This window comes from Actinomadura sp. J1-007 (assembly GCF_009793335.1).
GTDB classification, from domain to species: domain Bacteria; phylum Actinomycetota; class Actinomycetes; order Streptosporangiales; family Streptosporangiaceae; genus Spirillospora; species Spirillospora yumaensis.
Window position 1 is genome coordinate 1,469,599 of the sequence record NZ_WING01000002.1, and the last position, 19,153, is coordinate 1,488,751.

14 protein-coding genes and 4 pseudogenes are annotated in these 19,153 nt (G+C 75.7%); 12 read left to right on the forward strand and 6 right to left on the reverse strand.

All coding sequences use genetic code 11. From position 1 onward, the window contains the following. Positions 1 to 57: 57 nt before the first annotated feature. A pseudogene (gene gcvP, locus GEV43_RS40695) lies at positions 58 to 2,972 on the forward strand (aminomethyl-transferring glycine dehydrogenase). Positions 2,973 to 3,136: 164 nt separating this feature from the next. Here the strand turns inward: gcvP and GEV43_RS54305 are convergent. Continuing rightward, complete coding sequence (locus GEV43_RS54305; RefSeq protein ID WP_302931359.1) at positions 3,137 to 3,271, reverse strand: hypothetical protein; 135 nt, start codon at positions 3,269 to 3,271, stop codon at positions 3,137 to 3,139. A 188-nt stretch (positions 3,272 to 3,459) separates the two neighbouring features. Here GEV43_RS54305 and GEV43_RS40700 point away from each other — a divergent pair, with 188 nt between their 5' ends. Next, entirely contained in the window at positions 3,460 to 4,269 is an 810-nt protein-coding gene (locus GEV43_RS40700) for a lipopolysaccharide assembly protein LapB (protein ID WP_241684227.1), read from the forward strand. A gap of 92 nt (positions 4,270 to 4,361) precedes the next feature. Here the strand turns inward: GEV43_RS40700 and GEV43_RS40705 are convergent, their stop codons facing one another. Then, the gene (locus GEV43_RS40705) at positions 4,362 to 4,778 is read right to left on the reverse strand and encodes a PPOX class F420-dependent oxidoreductase (protein WP_309240210.1); all 417 of its coding nucleotides are present in this window, start codon (positions 4,776 to 4,778) and stop codon (positions 4,362 to 4,364) included. Positions 4,779 to 4,842: 64 nt separating this feature from the next. On the opposite strand from GEV43_RS40705, the gene GEV43_RS40710 reads away from it, so the two are divergent. Continuing rightward, entirely contained in the window at positions 4,843 to 5,466 is a 624-nt protein-coding gene (locus tag GEV43_RS40710; RefSeq protein ID WP_160825914.1) for an alpha/beta family hydrolase, read from the forward strand. A gap of 199 nt (positions 5,467 to 5,665) precedes the next feature. Here the strand turns inward: GEV43_RS40710 and GEV43_RS40715 are convergent. Next, positions 5,666 to 5,868 (reverse strand): annotated as a pseudogene (locus tag GEV43_RS40715) (DUF5999 family protein). 357 nt (positions 5,869 to 6,225) lie between these two features. Here GEV43_RS40715 and GEV43_RS40720 point away from each other — a divergent pair. From GEV43_RS40720 to GEV43_RS40730, 3 genes and pseudogenes are all read left to right on the forward strand, one after another. Further along, positions 6,226 to 6,987, forward strand: a pseudogene (locus GEV43_RS40720) ((Fe-S)-binding protein). A 107-nt stretch (positions 6,988 to 7,094) separates the two neighbouring features. Beyond that, positions 7,095 to 8,498, forward strand: coding sequence for a lactate utilization protein B (locus GEV43_RS40725; RefSeq protein ID WP_206681641.1), 1,404 nt, complete (start codon positions 7,095 to 7,097; stop codon positions 8,496 to 8,498). Continuing rightward, on the forward strand, positions 8,495 to 9,136 hold the full coding sequence (locus tag GEV43_RS40730; RefSeq protein WP_160825917.1) for an LUD domain-containing protein: 642 nt from the start codon (positions 8,495 to 8,497) through the stop codon (positions 9,134 to 9,136). Before GEV43_RS40725 ends, GEV43_RS40730 begins: the two co-directional genes overlap by 4 nt. Before the next feature lie 28 nt (positions 9,137 to 9,164). Here the strand turns inward: GEV43_RS40730 and GEV43_RS40735 are convergent, their stop codons facing one another. Then, entirely contained in the window at positions 9,165 to 9,719 is a 555-nt protein-coding gene (locus GEV43_RS40735) for a TetR/AcrR family transcriptional regulator (RefSeq protein ID WP_160825918.1), read from the reverse strand. 151 nt (positions 9,720 to 9,870) lie between these two features. Between GEV43_RS40735 and GEV43_RS40740 the strand changes: the two genes are divergently transcribed. The 4 genes from GEV43_RS40740 (at position 9,871) to GEV43_RS40755 (ending at position 14,651) form a co-directional block, all read left to right on the forward strand. Then, positions 9,871 to 10,299 (forward strand): plectin, encoded by a 429-nt coding sequence (locus GEV43_RS40740; protein WP_160825919.1) that lies wholly within the window; start codon positions 9,871 to 9,873, stop codon positions 10,297 to 10,299. Positions 10,300 to 10,448: 149 nt separating this feature from the next. After that, positions 10,449 to 11,534 carry a maleylpyruvate isomerase N-terminal domain-containing protein gene (locus GEV43_RS54310; RefSeq protein WP_309240211.1) on the forward strand — a complete coding sequence of 362 codons (1,086 nt, stop codon included), beginning with the start codon at positions 10,449 to 10,451 and terminating at the stop codon, positions 11,532 to 11,534. Between the two features lie 62 nt (positions 11,535 to 11,596). Beyond that, positions 11,597 to 12,991, forward strand: coding sequence for an MFS transporter (locus GEV43_RS40750; RefSeq protein WP_160825920.1), 1,395 nt, complete (start codon positions 11,597 to 11,599; stop codon positions 12,989 to 12,991). Between the two features lie 43 nt (positions 12,992 to 13,034). Continuing rightward, the gene (locus GEV43_RS40755; protein ID WP_160825921.1) at positions 13,035 to 14,651 is read left to right on the forward strand and encodes a class I adenylate-forming enzyme family protein; all 1,617 of its coding nucleotides are present in this window, start codon (positions 13,035 to 13,037) and stop codon (positions 14,649 to 14,651) included. 87 nt (positions 14,652 to 14,738) lie between these two features. Here the strand turns inward: GEV43_RS40755 and GEV43_RS40760 are convergent, their stop codons facing one another. Both GEV43_RS40760 and GEV43_RS40765 read right to left on the reverse strand, forming a co-directional pair. Then, on the reverse strand, positions 14,739 to 14,981 hold the full coding sequence (locus GEV43_RS40760) for a hypothetical protein (protein ID WP_160825922.1): 243 nt from the start codon (positions 14,979 to 14,981) through the stop codon (positions 14,739 to 14,741). A 44-nt stretch (positions 14,982 to 15,025) separates the two neighbouring features. Further along, the gene (locus GEV43_RS40765; RefSeq protein WP_160825923.1) at positions 15,026 to 15,595 is read right to left on the reverse strand and encodes an NUDIX hydrolase; all 570 of its coding nucleotides are present in this window, start codon (positions 15,593 to 15,595) and stop codon (positions 15,026 to 15,028) included. 312 nt (positions 15,596 to 15,907) lie between these two features. Here GEV43_RS40765 and GEV43_RS40770 point away from each other — a divergent pair, with 312 nt between their 5' ends. Both GEV43_RS40770 and GEV43_RS40775 read left to right on the forward strand, forming a co-directional pair. Continuing rightward, positions 15,908 to 18,046, forward strand: coding sequence for a molybdopterin oxidoreductase family protein (locus GEV43_RS40770; RefSeq protein WP_160825924.1), 2,139 nt, complete (start codon positions 15,908 to 15,910; stop codon positions 18,044 to 18,046). A 23-nt stretch (positions 18,047 to 18,069) separates the two neighbouring features. Then, positions 18,070 to 19,148, forward strand: a pseudogene (locus GEV43_RS40775) (NAD(P)/FAD-dependent oxidoreductase); the annotation flags it as partial. Between the last annotated feature and the right edge of the window lie 5 nt (positions 19,149 to 19,153).

Sequence of the window (19,153 nt, forward strand, 5' to 3'; positions counted from 1 at the left end):
CCGCCGGCCCGCCGGGCCCGTGGCCCTGAGCGACCGCAGCAGCCCAGGAGGCTCCCCATGACCGCCCAGTACTACGCACCGGTGGCGTCGCCGCAGGACCCCCGGACCACGTTCGCCGACCGGCACATCGGGCCGTCCGCCGACGAGCGGGGCCGGATGCTGGCCGCGATCGGCTACCCGGACGCCGACGCGCTGATCGACGACGCGGTGCCCGCCGGGATCCGCACCGCCGCCCCGCTGGACCTGCCGCCCGCGCTCAGCGAGACCGGGGCCCTCGCGCGGCTGCGCGAGCTGGCGGACCGCAACACCGTGCTCACCTCCATGATCGGCCTCGGCTACAGCGGGACGATCACCCCGGGCGTGATCCTGCGCAACGTCCTGGAGAACCCCGGCTGGTACACCGCCTACACCCCGTACCAGCCCGAGATCTCGCAGGGCCGCCTGGAGGCGCTGCTCAACTTCCAGACCGCGGTGAGCGACCTGACGGGGCTGCCGGTCGCCAACGCCTCGATGCTGGACGAGGGCACCGCCGCCGCCGAGGCGATGGCGCTGGCGCACCGGGCGTCCAAGCGCAAGGGCGGCGGAACGTTCCTGGTGGACGCCGACGCGCTGCCCCAGACGATCGAGGTCGTGCGGACCCGGGCGGTGCCGCTCGGCCTCGACGTCGTCACCGCCGACCTGTCCGGCGGGCTGCCGGACGGTGACTTCTTCGGCGTGCTGCTCCAGTACCCGGGCGCGTCGGGCGCCGTCCGCGACCTGGAGCCGGTCGCCGCGCAGGCGCACGAGCGCGGCGCGCAGGTGGTCGTCGCCGCCGACCTGCTGGCCCTGACGCTGCTGCGGCCCCCGGCGAGTCCGGCGCCGACATCGTCGTCGGCTCGGCGCAGCGGTTCGGCGTGCCGTACGGGTTCGGCGGGCCGCACGCCGGCTACATGGCCGTCCGCGAGGGCATCCAGCGGCAGCTCCCCGGCCGCCTCGTCGGCGTCTCGGTCGACGCCGACGGCGCCACCGCCTACCGGCTGGCGCTCCAGACCCGCGAGCAGCACATCCGCCGCGAGAAGGCCACCAGCAACATCTGCACCGCCCAGGTGCTGCTCGCCGTCATGGCGAGCATGTACGCCGTCTACCACGGCCCCGAGGGGCTGGCCGCGATCGCGCAGCGCACGCACCGCCGCGCCGCCGAGGTCGCCGGCGGGCTGCGCCGCGGCGGCGTCGAGGTCGTCCACGAGGCGTTCTTCGACACCGTGACCGCGCGCGTCCCGGGCCGCGCCGCCGACGTCGTCGCCGCGGCCCGCGAGCGCGGCGTCAACCTGCGCCTCGTCGACGCCGACCGCGTCGCCGTCGCCTGCGACGAGACGACGCTGCCCGAGCACGTCGCCGCCGTCCTCGCGGCGTTCGGCGTCCCGGCGGACGGCGCGGACGGGGCGGACGGCGCGGACGGCGCGCAGGACCCGGCGGTCTTCGGCGAGGCGATCCCGGACGCGCTGCGGCGCCAGAGCCCCTACCTCACGCACCCGGTGTTCCACGAGCACCGCTCCGAGACCGCGATGCTGCGCTACCTGCGCCGGCTCCAGGACAAGGACATCGCGCTCGACCGCTCGATGATCCCGCTCGGCTCCTGCACGATGAAGCTGAACGCGACGGCCGAGATGGAGCCGATCACCTGGCCCGAGTTCGCGAACGTCCACCCGTTCGCGCCGGTCGAGCAGGTCGGCGGCTACCTGGAGCTGATCGGGGAGCTGGAGGACCGGCTCGCCGAGATCACCGGGTACGCGAAGGTGTCGGTGCAGCCCAACGCGGGGTCCCAGGGCGAGCTGGCCGGGCTGCTCGCCATCCGCGGCTACCACGCCTCGCGCGGCGAGGCGCACCGCACGGTCTGCCTCATCCCCTCCTCGGCGCACGGCACGAACGCCGCGAGCGCCGTCATGGCCGGGATGAAGGTCGTCGTGGTCAAGTGCGACGACGGCGGCAACATCGACCTGGACGACCTGCACGGCAAGATCGCCCGGCACGGCGCGGACCTCGCGGCGATCATGGTGACGTACCCGTCCACGCACGGCGTGTTCGAGGAGAGCATCACCGAGGTGTGCTCGGCCGTGCACGAGGCGGGCGGCCAGGTCTACGTGGACGGCGCCAACCTGAACGCGCTGGTCGGCCTCGCCCGGCCCGGCGAGTTCGGCTCGGACGTCTCGCACCTGAACCTGCACAAGACGTTCTGCATCCCGCACGGCGGCGGCGGGCCCGGCGTCGGCCCGATCGGCGTCCGCGAGCACCTCGCGCCGTTCCTGCCGAACCACCCGCTGCGCGAGGAGGCCGGGCCCCGCGAGACCGGCGTCGGCCCGATCTCCGCGGCGCCGTGGGGGTCGGCGGGCATCCTGCCGATCTCCTGGGCGTACATCGCGATGATGGGCCCGGACGGGCTGCGCGCCGCGACCGAGGGCGCGATCATCGGCGCCAACTACCTCGCCGCCCGGCTCGGCCCGCACTACCCGATCCTCTACACGGGCCGCAACGGCCTGGTCGCGCACGAGTGCATCGCCGACCTCCGCAAGATCACCAAGGAGACCGGGATCACCGCCGAGGACGTCGCCAAGCGGCTGATCGACTACGGCTTCCACGCGCCGACCCTGTCGTTCCCGGTCGCCGGCACGCTGATGATCGAGCCGACCGAGAGCGAGGACCTCGCCGAGCTCGACCGGTTCTGCGACGCGATGATCGAGATCCGGCGGGAGATCCAGCGGGTCGCCGACGGCGGCTACGACGCCGAGGACAACCCGCTGAAGAACGCCCCGCACACGGCGGCCGCCCTGCTCGCCGAGGACTGGAAGCACCCGTACGGCCGCGAGGAGGCCGCCTACCCGCTCCCCGCGCTGCGCGAGAACAAGTACTGGCCGCCCGTCCGCCGGATCGACCAGGCGTACGGCGACCGCAACCTGGTCTGCTCCTGCCCGCCGCCCGAGGCGTTCGAGGACTGACCCGCGGGTCCCGCGCCCGGCCGCCGCGGCCGGGCGCGGAACCGTGCCGAATCGTGATCTTGCCGGGCGGCTCCGCGAGTGTCGCCGCGAGACGCGGACGGGCCGGATCGCTAGGCTCTGCGCAGACCCGACGACCCCCAGAGGGCAGTAGAGCGATGACCAAGTCACCGGACCCGGCGCCCGGAACCGACGACCCGGCGCGGCTGTGCGAGGAGGCGCGGCGGCTGGCCGAGGACGGCGAGGCCCGCGAGGCCGCCCTGCTGTTCCAGCGGGTGCTCGACCTCGGCGACGGCGAGCACCGGGCGCGGGCCGCCCTCGGGCTCGCCGTCGTCCTCGACGACTCCGGCGACGTCGCCGGGGCCCGCGAGGCCGACCGCGCCGCGATCGCCACCCGCGACCCGAGTACGGCCCGCGCGCCGCGTACCACCTGGCCCTCACGCACGAGCGCGCCGGGGAGCACGACCAGGCCGGGCCCGCCTGGCGCACCGTGGTCGGCTTCGGCAACCCGGCCTACCTGCCGCCCGCCCACCTGGCGCTCGCCCGGCTCGCCGACGACGCGGGCCGGTTCGACGACGCCAGGGAGCACTGGGAGGACGCGATCGGCACCGGCGACGCCGAGTACGGCTCGCTCGCCGCCCACGACCTCGCGCAGCGCCTGCTGGAGCGCGGCGAGGCCGCCCGCGCCCAGCGCGTCCTCACCGCCGGGCTGAAGCTCGTCGACCGCGCCACCGCCCCGTACGCGTACGCGCGGCTCGCGGTCGCGCTCGGCATCGCCTGCCTCGACCAGGCGATCGGCGCGTTCGGCGCGGCGCTCGGCGAGGACGGCGCGCCCGCCGACCCGGAGGTGGGCCCGCTCGCGACCGAGCTGCTCGCGCGGACGCTGCCGCTGCGGGGCCGCGGCCCGGAGGCCCGGGACGCCTGGCGCCGGGGCCTGTCCGACCCGGGGGTGGCCGCGCAGGTCCGCGCCCGGCTGCGCCGCGACTTCGGCGGGGACGACGACGAGGGCGACCCGGCCGACCTGTGGTGGGAGCCGGTCGTCGAGAAGTCGGTGGCGGACGGCAGCCTGCCCGCCCTGGCGGGCGAGGCGTTCGGGGCCCTGGACCACATGTACGCCCTGCTCGCCGTCAAGTACGCCGAGGGCGGCGAGGGGGAGGCCCACGAGCTGCTCGGCCGCGCCGTCCGCGTCCCGAGCGACTACGCGTGGGGCCCGCTGCTGCACGAGAGCTTCGCCGAACGCCTCCGCCTCGCGATGGGCGCCCCCGCCCGGTCCCTGCCGCCCGGCTGGCCCGACGCCTGACGGGCTGACGGGCGGCCGGGCCCGGTCGGGCCGATCGAGGCGGCGCCGAGGCGGATCGGCGTACGGCGGCCGGATCATGCCGGGCCGTGCCGTCAGTCGGATATGTCGCGGCGGGCGATGACCTTGGTGATCCGGACCCGGACCAGGTACTCGCCCTCCACGCCGTTGCGCGCCCCGAACTCCTCGGCGCGGTCCTCGCCCATGTAGCGGCCGCCGATCACGGTCGCCCACCGGCGCAGCTCGTCCATGTCGTCCGAGAGGACCGCCTCGCCCTCGATCACCACGTACGAGTACGGCGGCGTCTGGTCGTCCACGCAGATCGACACGCGCGGGTCGCGGCGCAGCACCCGGCGCTTCACGCTGGTCGCCTCGGTGGTGAACAGCAGCTCGTCGCCGTTCAGCGTGAACCAGATCGCCGTGACGTGCGGCGAGCCGTCCTTGCGGGTGACCGCGGCCTTACCCGTGCGGGTCCCCTCCAGGGCGAACGCGCGCCACTCACTGTCGGTCATCTCCTTCATACCCTCAGTCTGCCCTACGTGATCACCGGCGCGCGCGTCCGGATACCGTGGGCGCATGGAGATCGTGACGGCGCACGGCCCGGCGGAGGTCGCCCTGGACGCCCGGGACGACCCGGCGTTCCTGCTGGTCCTGACGCACGGGTCGAACGGGGGAGTGGACGCCGCCGACCTGCTCGCGGTGCGCTCGGCGGCGCTCGGCCTCGGCGGCGCGGTCGCGCGGGTCCTCCAGCCGTTCCGCAAGGCCGGCCGGCGCGCGCCGGGGTCGGCGGTCAAGCAGGACGAGGCGTGGCTGGAGATCGTCGGCCTCCTCCGCAAGGAGTACCCCGGGGCCGTCCTCGTGCAGGGGGGCCGCAGCAACGGGGCGAGGGTCGCGTGCCGGACGGCGGGGGAGGCGGGCGCGGTGGGCGTGATCGCGCTGGCGTTCCCGCTGCGGCCGCCCGGCAGGCCGGACCGGACCCGGGTGGACGAGCTGCGCGCGGCGGGCGCCGCGGGCGCGGAGGTGCTCGTGGTCAACGGCGACCGGGACCCGTTCGGCGTGCCGGACGCGGCGGACGCCGACGAGGTGCGGGTGCTGCCGGGCGAGCGTCACGAGTTGGCCAAGGACCCGGCGGCGGTGGGCGAGGCGGCGGAACCGTGGCTGCGCCGCTGGTCGGCGCCTCCACTCGCCCCCGAGCGGTGAAGGCGCCGACCCCCGCGGCCGGGCGAGGCGGGCCGCTTCAGGGCCCGCCGTGGCCGGACTCGGCCGGTCCGGCGCCGGGCTCGGCCGGTCGCCGGTCGGTGGTCGGTACCCCCGGGCCCTGAGCCGGGCCCGGAGGTTCGGGCGGGTGGCGTTGCCCCGAGGTTGATCACCCGTACGAACTAGTCCCCGTGGAGACGGTTCAGGCGGCGGACGGAGCGGTCAGATCCGTCGGCCGGTGCGGTGCGATGATCCCCCGTTGGGCAGCAGCTCACCGGTGTCCTCGAAGAGCACGACACCGTTGCACAGCAGGCTCCACCCCTGCTCGGGGTGGCTGGCCAGCGTCCGCGCGGCGTCGCGGTCGGGTCCGTCGGACGGGGGACAGGGCGGCTGGTGCGGGCACATCGGCGTGCCTCCGGTCTCAAAGTGAACTCGTGGTGGGTGGTTCTTCCAATATGACGCCCCCCAGTGTGGAACGGTTCGCTTCATCGCGGCCATAGCCCGTTGGGACGGTTGTCCCGTGGTACCGGAGTACCGGTGGGCCGTGATCCGTCTCACCCCGGGGTCTCAGGCATAGCGTGCCCCGAGCCGGATAACGGGCAAAGAACGACACGCCGTCTGGTCGGTAAACCTCGGGGCGCCTTCGTTCCCGGGGGTCACGCGACCCTCTCCGGCCACGGCAGTGCGATCGTTTCCCCGAACGGCCCCGCCGCGTCCCCCTACGATGGCCCCGGGGGAGCGGCGAGGGGGAGGTGAGGCCGCGTGCGGGTGGCCCTTTTCGTCGCGTGTTTCAACGACGCGCTGTTCCCGGGCACGGGCCGGGCGACGACGGAACTGCTGGAGCGGCTCGGGCACGAGGTGGTGTTCCCGCCGGGGCAGACCTGTTGTGGCCAGATGCACTGGACGACCGGCTACCACCGCGAGGCGGCCGACATCGCCCGCGCGTTCACGGCCGCGTTCGGCGGGGAGACGGGGCCGATGGGGTCTCCGGGGCTCTCGGGCGGATGTGGTGGTGACGCCGTCCGCCTCGTGCGCGGCGACCGTCCGCGACGCCTATCCGCGGATCGCGCGGGCCGCCGGCGACCCCGCGCTCGCGCGCGCCGCCGAGGCCGTCGAGGTCTACGAGCTGTCGGAGTTCCTCGTCGACGTCCTCGGCGTCACCGACGTCGGCGCGTACTTCCCGCACCGGGTCACCTACCACCCGACGTGCCACTCGCTGCGGATGCTGCGGGCCGGCGACCGCCCGCTGCGGCTGCTGCGGGCCGTGAAGGGCCTGGAGCTGGTCGAGCTGCCCGCCGCCGAGGAGTGCTGCGGGTTCGGGGGGCGTTCGCGGTCAAGAACGCCGACGTGTCGGTCGCGATGGTCGCCGACAAGGTCCGGCACGTCCGCGGCACGTCCGCCGACGTGGTCTGCTCGGTCGACAACGCGTGCCTGACCCACATCGGCGGGGCCCTGTCGCGGCTGCGGTCCGGGGTGCGGGTGCTGCACCTGGCCGAGATCCTCGCCGAGACGGAGGGCAGATGACCTCCTCCGCGGGGGCCGCGTCCGGGGGCGTCCCCGGGTCGGCGCCCGCTCCCGTGCCGGAGCCCGCGCCGGACCGGATCGCGACCGCCGGGCCCGTGCCGTTGCCGATGCCGAAGTTCTCGGCGGCGGCGCGCGACGCCCTGGGCGACACGCGGCTGCGCCGCACCCTGCGCAACGCGACCGGCGCGATCCGGGCCCGCGAAGCGGAGGCGGCCGCCGAGCTGGACGACTGGGAGGAGCTGCGCGAGGCCGGGCGCGCCATCAAGGACGCCGCGCTGCTGAACCTCGACTCCCTGCTGGAGGAGCTGGAACGCGCCGTCACCGAGGCGGGCGGCACGGTCCACTGGGCGGCGGACGCGGCCGAGGCCCGCGCGATCGTGACAGGGCTGGTGCGCGAGGCGGGCGCGGCCGAGGTCGTCAAGGTCCGTTCGGCGGCGACGCAGGAGATCGGGCTGAACGGGGCGCTCGCGGCGGCCGGCGTCGCCGTGCGCGAGACCGACCTCGCGGAGATGATCGTCCAGATGGACGGCGACCGCGGCTCGCACGTCCTCGCGCCCGCCGCGCACCGCGACCGGGCGCAGGTCCGCGACCTGTTCCTGCGCGAGATGCCGGGCGTCCCGCGCGACCTCGGCGACGACCCGGCCGGGCTCGCCGAGGCGGCGCGCGCCCACCTGGGCGAACGGTTCGCGTCCGCGCGGGTGGCGGTCTCCGGCGTCGACTTCATGGTGGCCGAGACCGGCACGATGGTGCTGCTGGAGTCCGAGGGCAACGGCCGGATGTGCCTCACCCTCCCCGAGACGCTGATCACGGTGGCGGGCCTTGAGCAGGCCGTGCCGACCTGGCGGGACCTGGAGGTCTTCCTCCAGCTCCTGCCGCGCTCGTCCACCGGCGACCGGATGACGCCGTGCGCGTCCACCTGGACGGGCGTGACGCCGGGCGACGGCCCCCGCGCGTTCCACCTCGTCCTGCTCGACGACGGCCGCACCAGGGCGCTCGCCGACGAGGTCGGGCGCGCCGCGCTGCGCTGCGTCCGCTGCTCGGCCTGCCTCAACGTGTGCCCGGTCTACGAGCGGACCGGAGGGCGCCCGTACGGCGCGACGCCCGGCCCGATCGGCGCGATCCTCACCCCGCAGCTGCGGGGCGTGGGCAGCGCCCACCACGCCTCGCTGCCGTTCGCCTCGACGCTGTGCGGCGCCTGCGCGGACGTGTGCCCGGTGAAGATCGACATCCCGGAGATCCTCGTCCACCTGCGCGGCCGGGTGGTGGAGTCGCGCCGCCACCGGCCCGTCCCGGCGCCCGAGCTGCTGATGATGCGCGGCATCGCGTGGACGATGACCGACCCCGCCCGCTACGACGCCGCGCTGCGGCGCGGCACCCGCTGGGCGCGGCTGCTGTCGCGCGGCGGCCGGATCCGGCGGCTGCCGGGCCTGCTCGGCAAGTGGACCGACGCCCGCGACCTGCCCGCGCCGCCCGCGCGGAGCTTCCGGCACTGGTGGGGGAGGCGCCCGTGAGCTCCCGCGACAGGGTGCTGCGCCGCGTCCGCGACGCGCTCGGCGAGGCGCGCGGCGGCGCGCCGGACGTCCCGCGCGGCTACCGGCGCCGCCTGCCGCCCGACGAGGCGGAGGGCCGCGCCGACGTCGTCGCGCTGTTCACCGAACGGGTCGCCGACCACCGCGCGACGGTCCGGCACGTCGGCGCGGACGAGCTGGCGACCTCCGTCGCCGCCGCGCTGTGGGGCCGGGAGGCCAAGCAGATCATCGTCCCGTCCGACCTGCCGTTCGGCTGGCTCGCCGAGCTGGACGGCGTCCGCGCGCTCGCCGACACGCCCGGCACCGACCTGGAGCTGCTGCGCGAGGTCGACGGCGTCGTCACCGGCTGCGCGGTGGCGATCGCCCGCACGGGCACGGTCGTGCTCGACTGCGGCCGGGCGCAGGGGCGCCGCGCGCTCACCCTGGTCCCCGGCTACCACCTGTGCGTCGTGCACGCCGACCAGATCGTCGGAACGGTGCCCGAGGCGCTCGCCCGCCTCGACCCGTCCCGCCCGCTGACCTGGATCAGCGGGCCGCCGGCGACGACGGCGATCGAGATGGTCCGCGTGCGGGGCGTGCACGGCCCCCGCGCCCTCGAAGTCCTGGTCGTGGAGGACTAGGGGCCCGCGGGCTCCGGGTGAACGCGGGTCAGAGGACGCCGGCGAGGACGAGGTCCAGGCCGGCGGCGAAACGGGCTTCCCAGTCGACGCCGGAGTCGTCCCCGGCGCGGGCCTCCAGCGCGGCGTGGCCGATCACGTAGCCGAGCAGCGTGTGCGCCGCGACCTCCGCCCGCTCCTCCGGGACGCCGCCCTGGCGCAGCAGTTCCCGGAGCGAACGGCTCGTCTCGGTCAGCGCGGCCGGATTGCGGCGCGTCACGACCAGCGGGAGGACTCCGGCGTGTTCGAGCAGGCGCTCGCGGTAGTCCCGCGCCCAGGTCCGCAGCGAGGCGCGCCAGCCGGCGGCGCCGCGCGTGTCGGCGGGCGCCGCGGCCACGTGCGCGACGAGCCCGTCCAGGAGCTGCTCCTTGCCGCGCGGCAGGTGGTGGTAGATCGCCATCGCCTCGACCTCCAGGGCGTCGCCGAGCCTGCGCATCGTGAGCCGCCCGAGCCCCTGCCCGTCGATGATCTGAAGCGCCGCCTCGATGATCCGCTCGGTGGAGAGCGGCGCGCGGTCCCTGGCGTTGACGCTCGGCTGTCGCACCATGGGACGACCTTACTGCGTAAAGGGTCCGGACCGGGTGATCCATGCCACAACACGCCGGGGCGGCGGAGTTCGGTGTCCGGCGTCACATCGGCGGGACACCGCGCGTACGCTTGCCTGCGAGTGTCGGATGATCGGATTGAGGAGCACCGCCATGCCGCTGGGCCACCGGGTGAGCAAGGACGTCGCCGGGCCGTACGAGGCCGACCGTGCGCTGGCCGGGGAGTACCGCGACCGCCTCGCCGCGGCCAGGGACGCCGAGCGGGCGCTGCGGGCCGCGCAGGCCGAGAACCGCGACGAGAACCGCGACCCGGCGGAGCTGAGGTCGCTGTCGGCGGCGTTCGACCGGGCGCTCGTGGCGGCGATCGAGGCCGCCGAGGCGTCCGAGCGGATCGCGATGGGTCCCAAGGTGTACGCGACCGACGCGCAGGACGCCAAGGCGCGGCGCGCCGCCGAGATCGCGCGGCGCAAGGCGAAGGCGCGGCCCGCCGTGCGGCCGTGGACCGCCGAGGTCGACCGGCTGCGCACGGCCCGCGAGGCGCACAAGCTGAGCTTCCGCACCCGCCCGGCGGTCGCCGTCTGACCGCGGCGCCGGTGCCGCGGTGGCACCGGCCGGCCGATTCTGGGATTCTGCCCTCTCGGGGGAACGCCGGGGGCCGCGCGCCGTGTCGCGCGTCCCGGCGAGAGGGGGCTGTGCATGGCACGGTGCTCGGGACGCGGGGGAATGAACACGTGGAGCGCACGCCGCCGGACCGGCAACGCGTACTGGAGTCCTACGACGACGGGGTGCGCGCGATCCGGGAACTGGCGGCCCGTGTCGACGACTGGGCCGTACCGACGCCCTGCGCGGAGTGGCAGGCGATCGACCTCGCCGGGCACCTGCGCTGCGTCGCGGAGAGCTTCCTGGAGTACCTCCAGGACGCGCCCGACAGCCGGCTCGCCAAGCTGTTCGCGCAGGACGCGCCGGCCGCGCTGCTGATCCGGCAGCAGGCCAGGCAGAACGCCACCGAGCTCGCGGTGCTGCCGCCGGAGCCCGGCCCCGACCGGATCACCGCGTTCACGGTGTCGGCGGGCGCGTACGCGGACCTGATGCCCGACATGTGGGACCGCACGCACCTGATCTACCGGGGGACGAAGTACACGGTCGGCGACCACGCGGGCGCGGCCTGCGTGGAGTGGCACCTGCACGCCTGGGACCTGGCGCGCGCCGTCGGCGAGGACTACCGGCCCCGCGACCCGCGGCTGCTGGTGTCGGCGTGGCACTGGGGCGTGCCGCACCTGCCGCTGGCGTCCGGCGACCCGTGGGACGCGGTGCTCAAGGCGTCGGGCCGTTCGCCGGACTGGTCCGCGAAGGGCGGCCCCGGCAAAGCGACGGGCGCCAAGGGCGGATCGGGAGCGCGGGGCGGCTCCGGCAAGGGCTCCGCCACTCGGGCCAAGGGCGTGGCCGACGTGGGCGGCGATGCCGTCGCGGCCGGGGCCGTTTCCCGTGGGAACGTTCCCGGCAGGGACGGGGCCCGCGAGGTCGTCGTCGAGGAGGCCCGTTCGGGCGGGGCGGGCTCGGCGCGGGCGGTGTCAGGCGCGGACGGCGCACGCGCCCCGGGCAGGCCGGGGGCGTCAGGCGCGGACGGTGGGCGAGCGGTCCGCGGCTCCCGCGACGAGGGCTCGGCGCGGGGGCTCGCGACGAGGGATCCGTTCGCGGGGACGCCTCCGGCGGCGCGTCCGCCGTGTAGGGCTCTCACCGGCCTGTGTTTCCGGTGTGCGCAGGATGTAGCGCCGCGTGCACACCGCGCGCCGCCGCGCGTAACCCGGCGTTCCTAACTTCGCGGTGTCCGAGCGCCCGGTCCCGGCCGGGCGGACGTCCGACATCCGAAGGAGACGCCATGACGGCGCTGACCGACGAGTCCGTCCCGCCCCGAGAGGCGCGGCGGGGTGGCCGGTGGATCGACCGCTGGGAACCCGACGACGAGCGGTTCTGGGCGGCGACCGGGCGCCGGGTCGCGGCACGGAACCTGGCCTTCTCGATCCTGACCGAGCACCTCGGGTTCTCGGTGTGGCTGCTGTGGAGCATCGCGGTGCTGAACCTGCCGGCCGCCGGGGTGCACCTGTCGGTGGGGCAGACGCTGTGGCTGACCACGACGCCGAACCTGGTCGGCGCGGCGATGCGGATCCCCTACACCTTCGCCCCGGCGCGGTTCGGGGGCCGCAACTTCACCGTGGTGAGCGCGCTGCTGCTGCTCGTGCCGTGCGGGCTGTTCGTGGTCGCGATCGAGAACCCGGGGATCCCGTTCTGGGCGCTGCTGCTGATCGCGGCGACCACCGGCCTCGGCGGCGGCAACTTCGCCTCGTCCATGGCCAACATCACGCACTTCTACCCGGCGTCGCGGCAGGGGCTGCCGCTCGGGCTGAACGCGGCGGGCGGCAACCTCGGCACGAGCGTCACCCAGCTCGCGATGCCGCCGCTGATCGTGGCGTTCGGGCTGGTCGCGGTCGGATGGGTGTGGATGCCGTTCATCCTGGCCGCGGCGGTGTGCGCGCACCTGTTCATGAACAACCTGACCAAGGCGTCGTCGGCGTACACGCTGCGGGAGATGGCGGCGGGAGGCCGCGACCGGCAGACGGTCATCATGTCGGTGCTGTACGTCGGGACGTTCGGGTCGTTCATCGGCTACTCGTTCTCGTTCGGGGTGCTGATCAGGAACGAGTTCCCGGGCGTGGACGGGTCCGACTACATCTGGCTCGGCGCGCTCGCGGGATCGCTCGCCCGGCCGCTCGGCGGGTGGCTCGCCGACCGGTACGGCGGCGCGCGGGTCACGATGGCCGACTTCTTCCTGATGGGGCTCGGCGTCGCGGCCGTGGCGTGGGCGGTGCAGGCGGGGAGCTGGGGCGGCTTCCTCGCCGCGTTCCTGTTCGTGTTCGTCACGACCGGCATCGGGAACGGCTCGACGTACAAGATGATCCCCGCGATCTTCCGGACGCGGGAGCTGGCGGGCGTGGACGCCTCGGACGCGGCGGCGGTCAGGGCCGCGACGGAGCGGGCGCGGCGGCGGGCGGCGGCGGCGATCGGACTGATCTCCGCGGTCGGCGCGGCCGGGGGCGTGCTGATCCAGCAGGCGTTCCGGATCTCCATCGAGGAGAGCGGCGGGATCGGCCCGGCGCTGCTCGTGCTCGCGGCGTTCTACGGGGTGTGCGTGGCGCTCACGTGGTTCTGCTACCTGCGCCGGGCGCGGGCGGCGGAGGGCGAGCCGGGCCGCAGCCTCGCCGAGGCCGGAGTATGACAACCGCTTCCGCTCCGGCGGCGGCGGGGCTACCGTGCCTCGAATGATCGTTGACCCGGAGCTGGCGGAGCGCTACACCGACGCCGGATGGTGGCAGGACCGGTCGATCGGCGACCTCGTGCGCGAGCACGCGGACCGGCGGCCGGACCTGCCCGCCTACATCGAGCCGGCGCGGACGGTGAGCTGGGGCGAGTACGACCGGCGGGCCGACGCGGTCGCCACCGCGCTCGTGGGCGCGGGCGTGCCGCCGGGCGCGCGGGTGGCGCTGCTGCTGCCGGACGGCGCGGACTTCCACGTCGCCGCCCTCGGCGCGGAGCGCGCGGGCGCGGTCGCGGTCGGGATCGGCGCGCGGGCGGGCGACGCGGAGATCGCGCACCTGGCCCGGCACACCGGGGCCGCCGCGATCGTCACGACCGCCGAGCACCGGGGCCGCGACATGTCGGCGCTGCCGGTGGCGCTCGCCGGCCTCGGCGCCCAGATCCCGCTGCACCTGGTCCTGGCGGACGACGGCGAGGCGGCGGTGAACGGCCCCGGCGGTCCGCCCCCGGCTCCCGCGCCGTCCGGCGCGGAGCGCGGGATCGGCCCGAACGACCTGTGGATGATCAACTCGACCTCGGGGACGACCGGCCTCCCCAAGTGCGTGACGCAGCACCAGAACCGCTGGATCTGCTTCGCCCGCCTCGCCGCCCGCGCCGGACGGCTGGACGGGCGGGACGTGCTGCTCGGCGCGGTGCCCGCGCCGTTCGGGTTCGGGCTGTGGAGCGCGCACGTGACGCCGGCGGTGCTCGGCGTCCCCGCCGTCGTCCTGCCGCGCTTCGAGACCACGACGATGATCGAGATGATCGAGCGGGAGCGCCCGACGGTGCTGTGCGCGGTGAGCACCCAGTTCCGGATGCTGATGCGGTCGGCCCGCGCGGGCGGCGCCGACCTGGCGTCGGTGCGGGTGGTGTTCACGGGCGGCGAGGCGATCCCGTACGAGGACGCCGCGGAGTTCGAGGAGCGCACCGGCGCGGTCGTGCTGAACTTCTTCGGCTCCAACGAGAGCGGCGCGTTCAGCTGCACGACGGCGGACGACCCGCGCGAGGCGCGGCTGACGACCGGCGGGCGGGTGCTGCCGGAGATGGACGTGCGGCTGTTCGACGAGGCGGGCGCCGACGTGACCGCGACCGGCGGGCCGGGCCAGCCCGGCGGCAAGGGGCCGCTGCTGTCGCCGGGCTACTACGCCGACGACGCGGCGAACGCCGAGCTGTTCACCGAGGACGGCTACCTGCTCATGGGCGACCTCGTCACGATCGGCGAGGACGGGTACGTGCGGGTGGCGGGCCGCAAGTCCGACATCATCATCCGCGGCGGCAAGAACATCAGCGTCCAGCAGGTCGAGCAGGCCGTCGCGTCGCACCCGGCGGTGGAGCTGTGCGCGGTCGTGCCCGTCCCCGACGACCTCTACGGCGAGCGGGTGTGCGCCGTGGTGTCGACCCTGCCGGGCCGGGAGCTCACGCTGGACGCCCTGACGGCGCACCTGCTGGACGCGGCCGGGCTGTCGAGGGAGCTGCTGCCCGAGCACCTGGTGGTGCTGCCGGAGCTGCCCCGCTCGTCCGGCGACAAGATCGCCAAGGGCGAGGTGCGCCGGATCGCCGTCGAACGCGTGACCCGCGCCTGACGCCGCGCTGTCGGCCGTCCCGCGCCGATCCCGGTCTTGCCCGTCCCTTGCCTGTTCCGTGCCCGTCCCGCGAGCCGTTCGCTCCGGTCAGGCGTGGTCGGTGACGAGCGCGTTGGCGCGCGGGTCGGCGGTGCGGGCGCAGTGGGCCGAGCAGTACCAGTGCCGGTCGATCTCGACGCCGTGGCCGACGATCCGGCATTCGCAGTGCTCGCAGATCGGCGCCATCCTGGTGATCGCGCACTCGAACGAGTCGAAGGTGTGCACGGCGCCCTGGGCGTGCACCTCGAAGCTCATCGCGTAGTCGTTGCCGCAGACCTCGCAGGCTGCCATGTGACGGTCCCCCCGTTGTTCCGTCCGTCGCCTCCGTACGCGATCTACCCAGCGGGGCGCGCTTGTACCCCGGCTCGCGCCCCCGCCCCGGGCCGGTGGACCCTCCGCGCCCTAGGGCGCGGGGAGGGGGACGGCGGGGCGAAGTCCTGCTCGCGGCCGTCCTCCAGGTAGATCGCGCGGCCCTCGGCCAGGGCGCGCAGGCTCGGCTCCATGCGCCGCGCGATGTGCGGCGGGGCCAGCTCGGGCACCTTCTCGGGGGCGACGAGGACGTGGTCGGACAGCTCGTCGGCCGGCAGCTCGATCGCGCCGAGCTCGCGGCCCGTGATGGCGCCGCCGAACACGAACACGTTGACCGAGTCGACGCCGTCGCGGGGCGCGCCCCAGTCGACGCAGACCAGGCCGTCCAGGCGGGGGACGAGGCCGAGCTCCTCCTGGCATTCGCGCACGCACGCGGCCAGGGGCGACTCGTCGGCCTCGATGACGCCGCCGGGCAGGAACCAGCCCTCCTTGTAGGTGGGCTTGACCAGCAGGACCCGCCCGAGGTCGTCGAGGAGCAGGGCGGCCGCGGCGCCGCGCGTGCGCGGCAGGGACGCGTAGTAGGCAAGGTCGGGCATGCTCCGAGATTAGGCGCGGCGGGCGCGCCGCGGGGCGGGCCCCGGCCGGGGCGCTCCCGCATCCCTGCGCGGGATCGCCGGGCCGCCGCCGATCCGTTCGGTAACCGCCTGTGGAGTGCCGAAAGGGCCATGACAATGGTCGACAACGCTTGACACGTGATCGTCAAGAATCGCCGCCGCCGCGGCGCCGGGTGCGGGCGAAGGCGGACGAGTGCCATCTGACCTTGGCGAACGGGGGCAGGTGAGTGGCTTTTTACCGGCGGGTCACATTCGGGACCCCGGGGCGAAACGGGGCCCGACCAGTCTCGTCGCATGACCGGGACCCCCACTCACTGTCCGTACTGCGCGTTGCAGTGCGGCATGACGCTGACCGACGCCGGGCCGGGCGCGCCCCTGGCGGTGGTCCCGCGCGACGACGTGCCGGCCAACCGGGGCGGGCTGTGCCAGAAGGGCTGGACGTCGGCGGAGGCGCTGACCGTCCCCGACCGGCTGACGGCGCCGCTGGCGCGCGAGGCGAAGGGCGCGCCGCTGCGGCCGTGCACGTGGGACGAGGCGCTCGACCGGATCGCGGAGGCCGCCTTGCGGCTCCGCGGCGCGCACGGGCCCGACGCGGTCGCGGTGTTCGGCGGCGGCGGGCTGACGAACGAGAAGGCGTACCAGCTCGGGAAGTTCGCGCGGGTGGCGCTGCGCACCTCGCAGATCGACTACAACGGCCGGTTCTGCATGTCGTCGGCCGCCGCCGCGGGCAACCGGGCGTTCGGGATGGACCGGGGGCTGCCCGGCCCGGTCACCGACCTCGCGCGGGCCGACGCGGTGATGCTCGTCGGCGGGAACCCGGCGGAGACGATGCCGCCGTTCATGCGGCACCTGGCCGACGTCCGGGAGCGGGGCGGGGCGCTGGTCGTCGTGGACCCGCGCCGCACCGCCACCGCCCGCCAGGCGGACCTGCACCTGCGGCCGGTGCCGGGCACGGACCTGGCGCTGGCGAACGGGCTGCTGCACATCGCGCTCGCCGAGGGCCTGGTGGACGAGCCGTACGTGGCGGCCCGCACCAGCGGGTTCGAGGCCGTCCGGACGGTCGCCAACGCCTACTGGCCCGAACGCGTCGAGCGGATCACCGGCGTTCCCGTCCCGCACCTGCGCGAGGCCGTACGGCTGCTCGCGCGCGGGGAGCGGTCGTACGTGCTGACGGCGCGCGGCGCCGAGCAGCACGCGCGCGGCACCGACATGGTCGGCGCGTTCATCAACCTCGCGCTCGCGCTCGGGCTGCCGGGCCGGCCCGGATCGGGGTACGGGTGCCTGACCGGGCAGGGCAACGGGCAGGGCGGCCGCGAGCACGGCCAGAAGGCCGACCAGCTCCCCGGCTACCGGAGCATCAGCGACCCCCGCGCCCGCGAGCACGTCGCCCGGGTCTGGGGCGTCGATCCCGGCAGCCTGCCCGGGCCGGGCCGGTCGGCGTACGAGCTGCTGACGGCGCTCGGCACGGACGGCGGCCCGAAGGCGCTGCTGCTGTTCGGGTCGAACCCGGTGGTGTCGGCGCCCCGCGCGGCGGCGGTGGAGGAGCGGCTCGCCGCGCTGGACCTGCTGGTCGTCGCGGACTTCGTCCCGTCGGAGACCGCGCTGCTCGCCGACGTCGTCCTGCCGACGGCGCAGTGGGCCGAGGAGTCCGGGACGATGACGAACCTCGAAGGGCGGGTGCTGCGCCGCCGCCGGGCCGTCGCCCCGCCGGACGGCGTGCGCACCGACCTCGCCGTCCTCGCGGACCTCGCGGGGCGGCTCGGCGCGCCGGGCAAGTGGAGCGACGACCCCGCCGAGGTGTTCGAGGAGCTGCGCGCCGCGAGCGCGGGCGGCCTCGCCGACTACGCGGGCATCACCTACGAGCGGATCGAGGCGGAGGGCGGGGTGTTCTGGCCGTGCCCGTCGGAGGACCACCCTGGCACGCCGCGGCCGTTCCTGGACGGCTTCGCGACGCCGGACGGCCGGGCGCGGTTCGTGCCCGCCGAGCACGGCGGCCCCGCCGAGGACGTGGACGGCGGCTACCCCGTGTACCTGACGACCGGCCGCGTCCTCGCCCAGTACCAGAGCGGCGCGCAGACCCGCCGGGTGCGGGCGCTGGCGGAGGCGGAGCCCGGCCCGTTCGTCGAGCTGCACCCCGACCTCGCCGAGCGGCTCGGCATCGCGGACGGCGCGGACGTGCGGGTCACCAGCCGCCGGGGCGCGGCGACCGCGCGGGCCAGGGTGACCGACGCGGTCCGCGACGACACGGCGTTCATGCCGTTCCACTGGCCGGGGGAGGGGCGGGCGAACTCGCTCACCAACCCGGCCCTGGACCCGGTGTCGCGGATGCCGGAGTTCAAGGTGTGCGCCGTCCGGCTGGAGCCGGCCGCGGCCGAGGGCGAGCCCGTGCCCGAGGGGGACGGGACCGAGGAACGGAGCGGGACTGCGCGATGAGCATCGTCGTGATCGGTAACGGGATGGCCGGGTCGCGCCTGGTCACCGAGATCAGGGAGCGCGACCGGGAGGTGCCGCTGACGGTGTTCGGCGCCGAGCCCGAGCAGCCCTACAACCGGATCCTGCTGTCGAACGTGCTCGCGGGCGCGGCCGGGCCCGAGCAGATCGGCCTGGTGGACCGCGCCTGGTACGGGCGCAACGGCGTGGACGCGCGGCACGGCGTCGAGGTCACCGCCATCGACCGCGCCGCACGCGTGGTGCACGCCTCCGACGGCACCGCCACGCCGTACGGGACGCTGGTGATCGCGACGGGGTCGCGGTCGATCGTCCCGCCGATCCCCGGCACCGAGGACGGGCTGCCCGAGGGCGCGCTCGCGTTCCGGACGCTGGACGACTGCCGCGCCATCATCGGCGCCGCGGAGGGCGCCCGCCGGGCCGTGGTGATCGGCGGGGGCCTGCTCGGCATCGAGGCGGCGCGCGGCCTGGCCGGGCGCGGCCTGGACGTCACGGTCGCGCACCTCGCCGGGCACCTCATGGAACGCCAGCTCGACCCCGGGGCCGGGAGGTGCTGGCGCGGACCCTCCGCCGCCTCGGGATCCGCGCCCGCCTGGAGGCCCATGTCACCTCCCTGCGCACCCGCGACGACGCCGGCGCGCGGAGGGTGACCGGGGTCGGGCTGGCCCCGCCTGACGGGGACGTCCCCGCCGACCTGGTGGTGCTGGCGTGCGGGGTGCGGCCGGAGACGGGCCTCGCCCGCGCCGCGGGCCTCGCCGTCGACCGCGGCATCGTCGTGGACGGGGCGCTGCGCTCGGTGACCGACCCGGCGGTCCGCGCGATCGGCGAGTGCTGCCAGCACGACGGCACCGTGTACGGGCTGGTCGCGCCGGCGTGGGAGCAGGCGGCGGTGCTGGCCGACCTGCTGACCGGCGCGGACGCGGGCGCGCGGTTCACCGGGGCGCGGCAGATCACGCGGCTGAAGGCCGCGGGCGTGGACCTGGTCGCGATGGGGGAGACGCACCACGGCGACGACGACCCCGGTGTGGAGGTGATGCGGTTCGCCGACGCGAGCCGCGGCACGTACAAGAAGGTGGTGGTGCGCGGCGACCG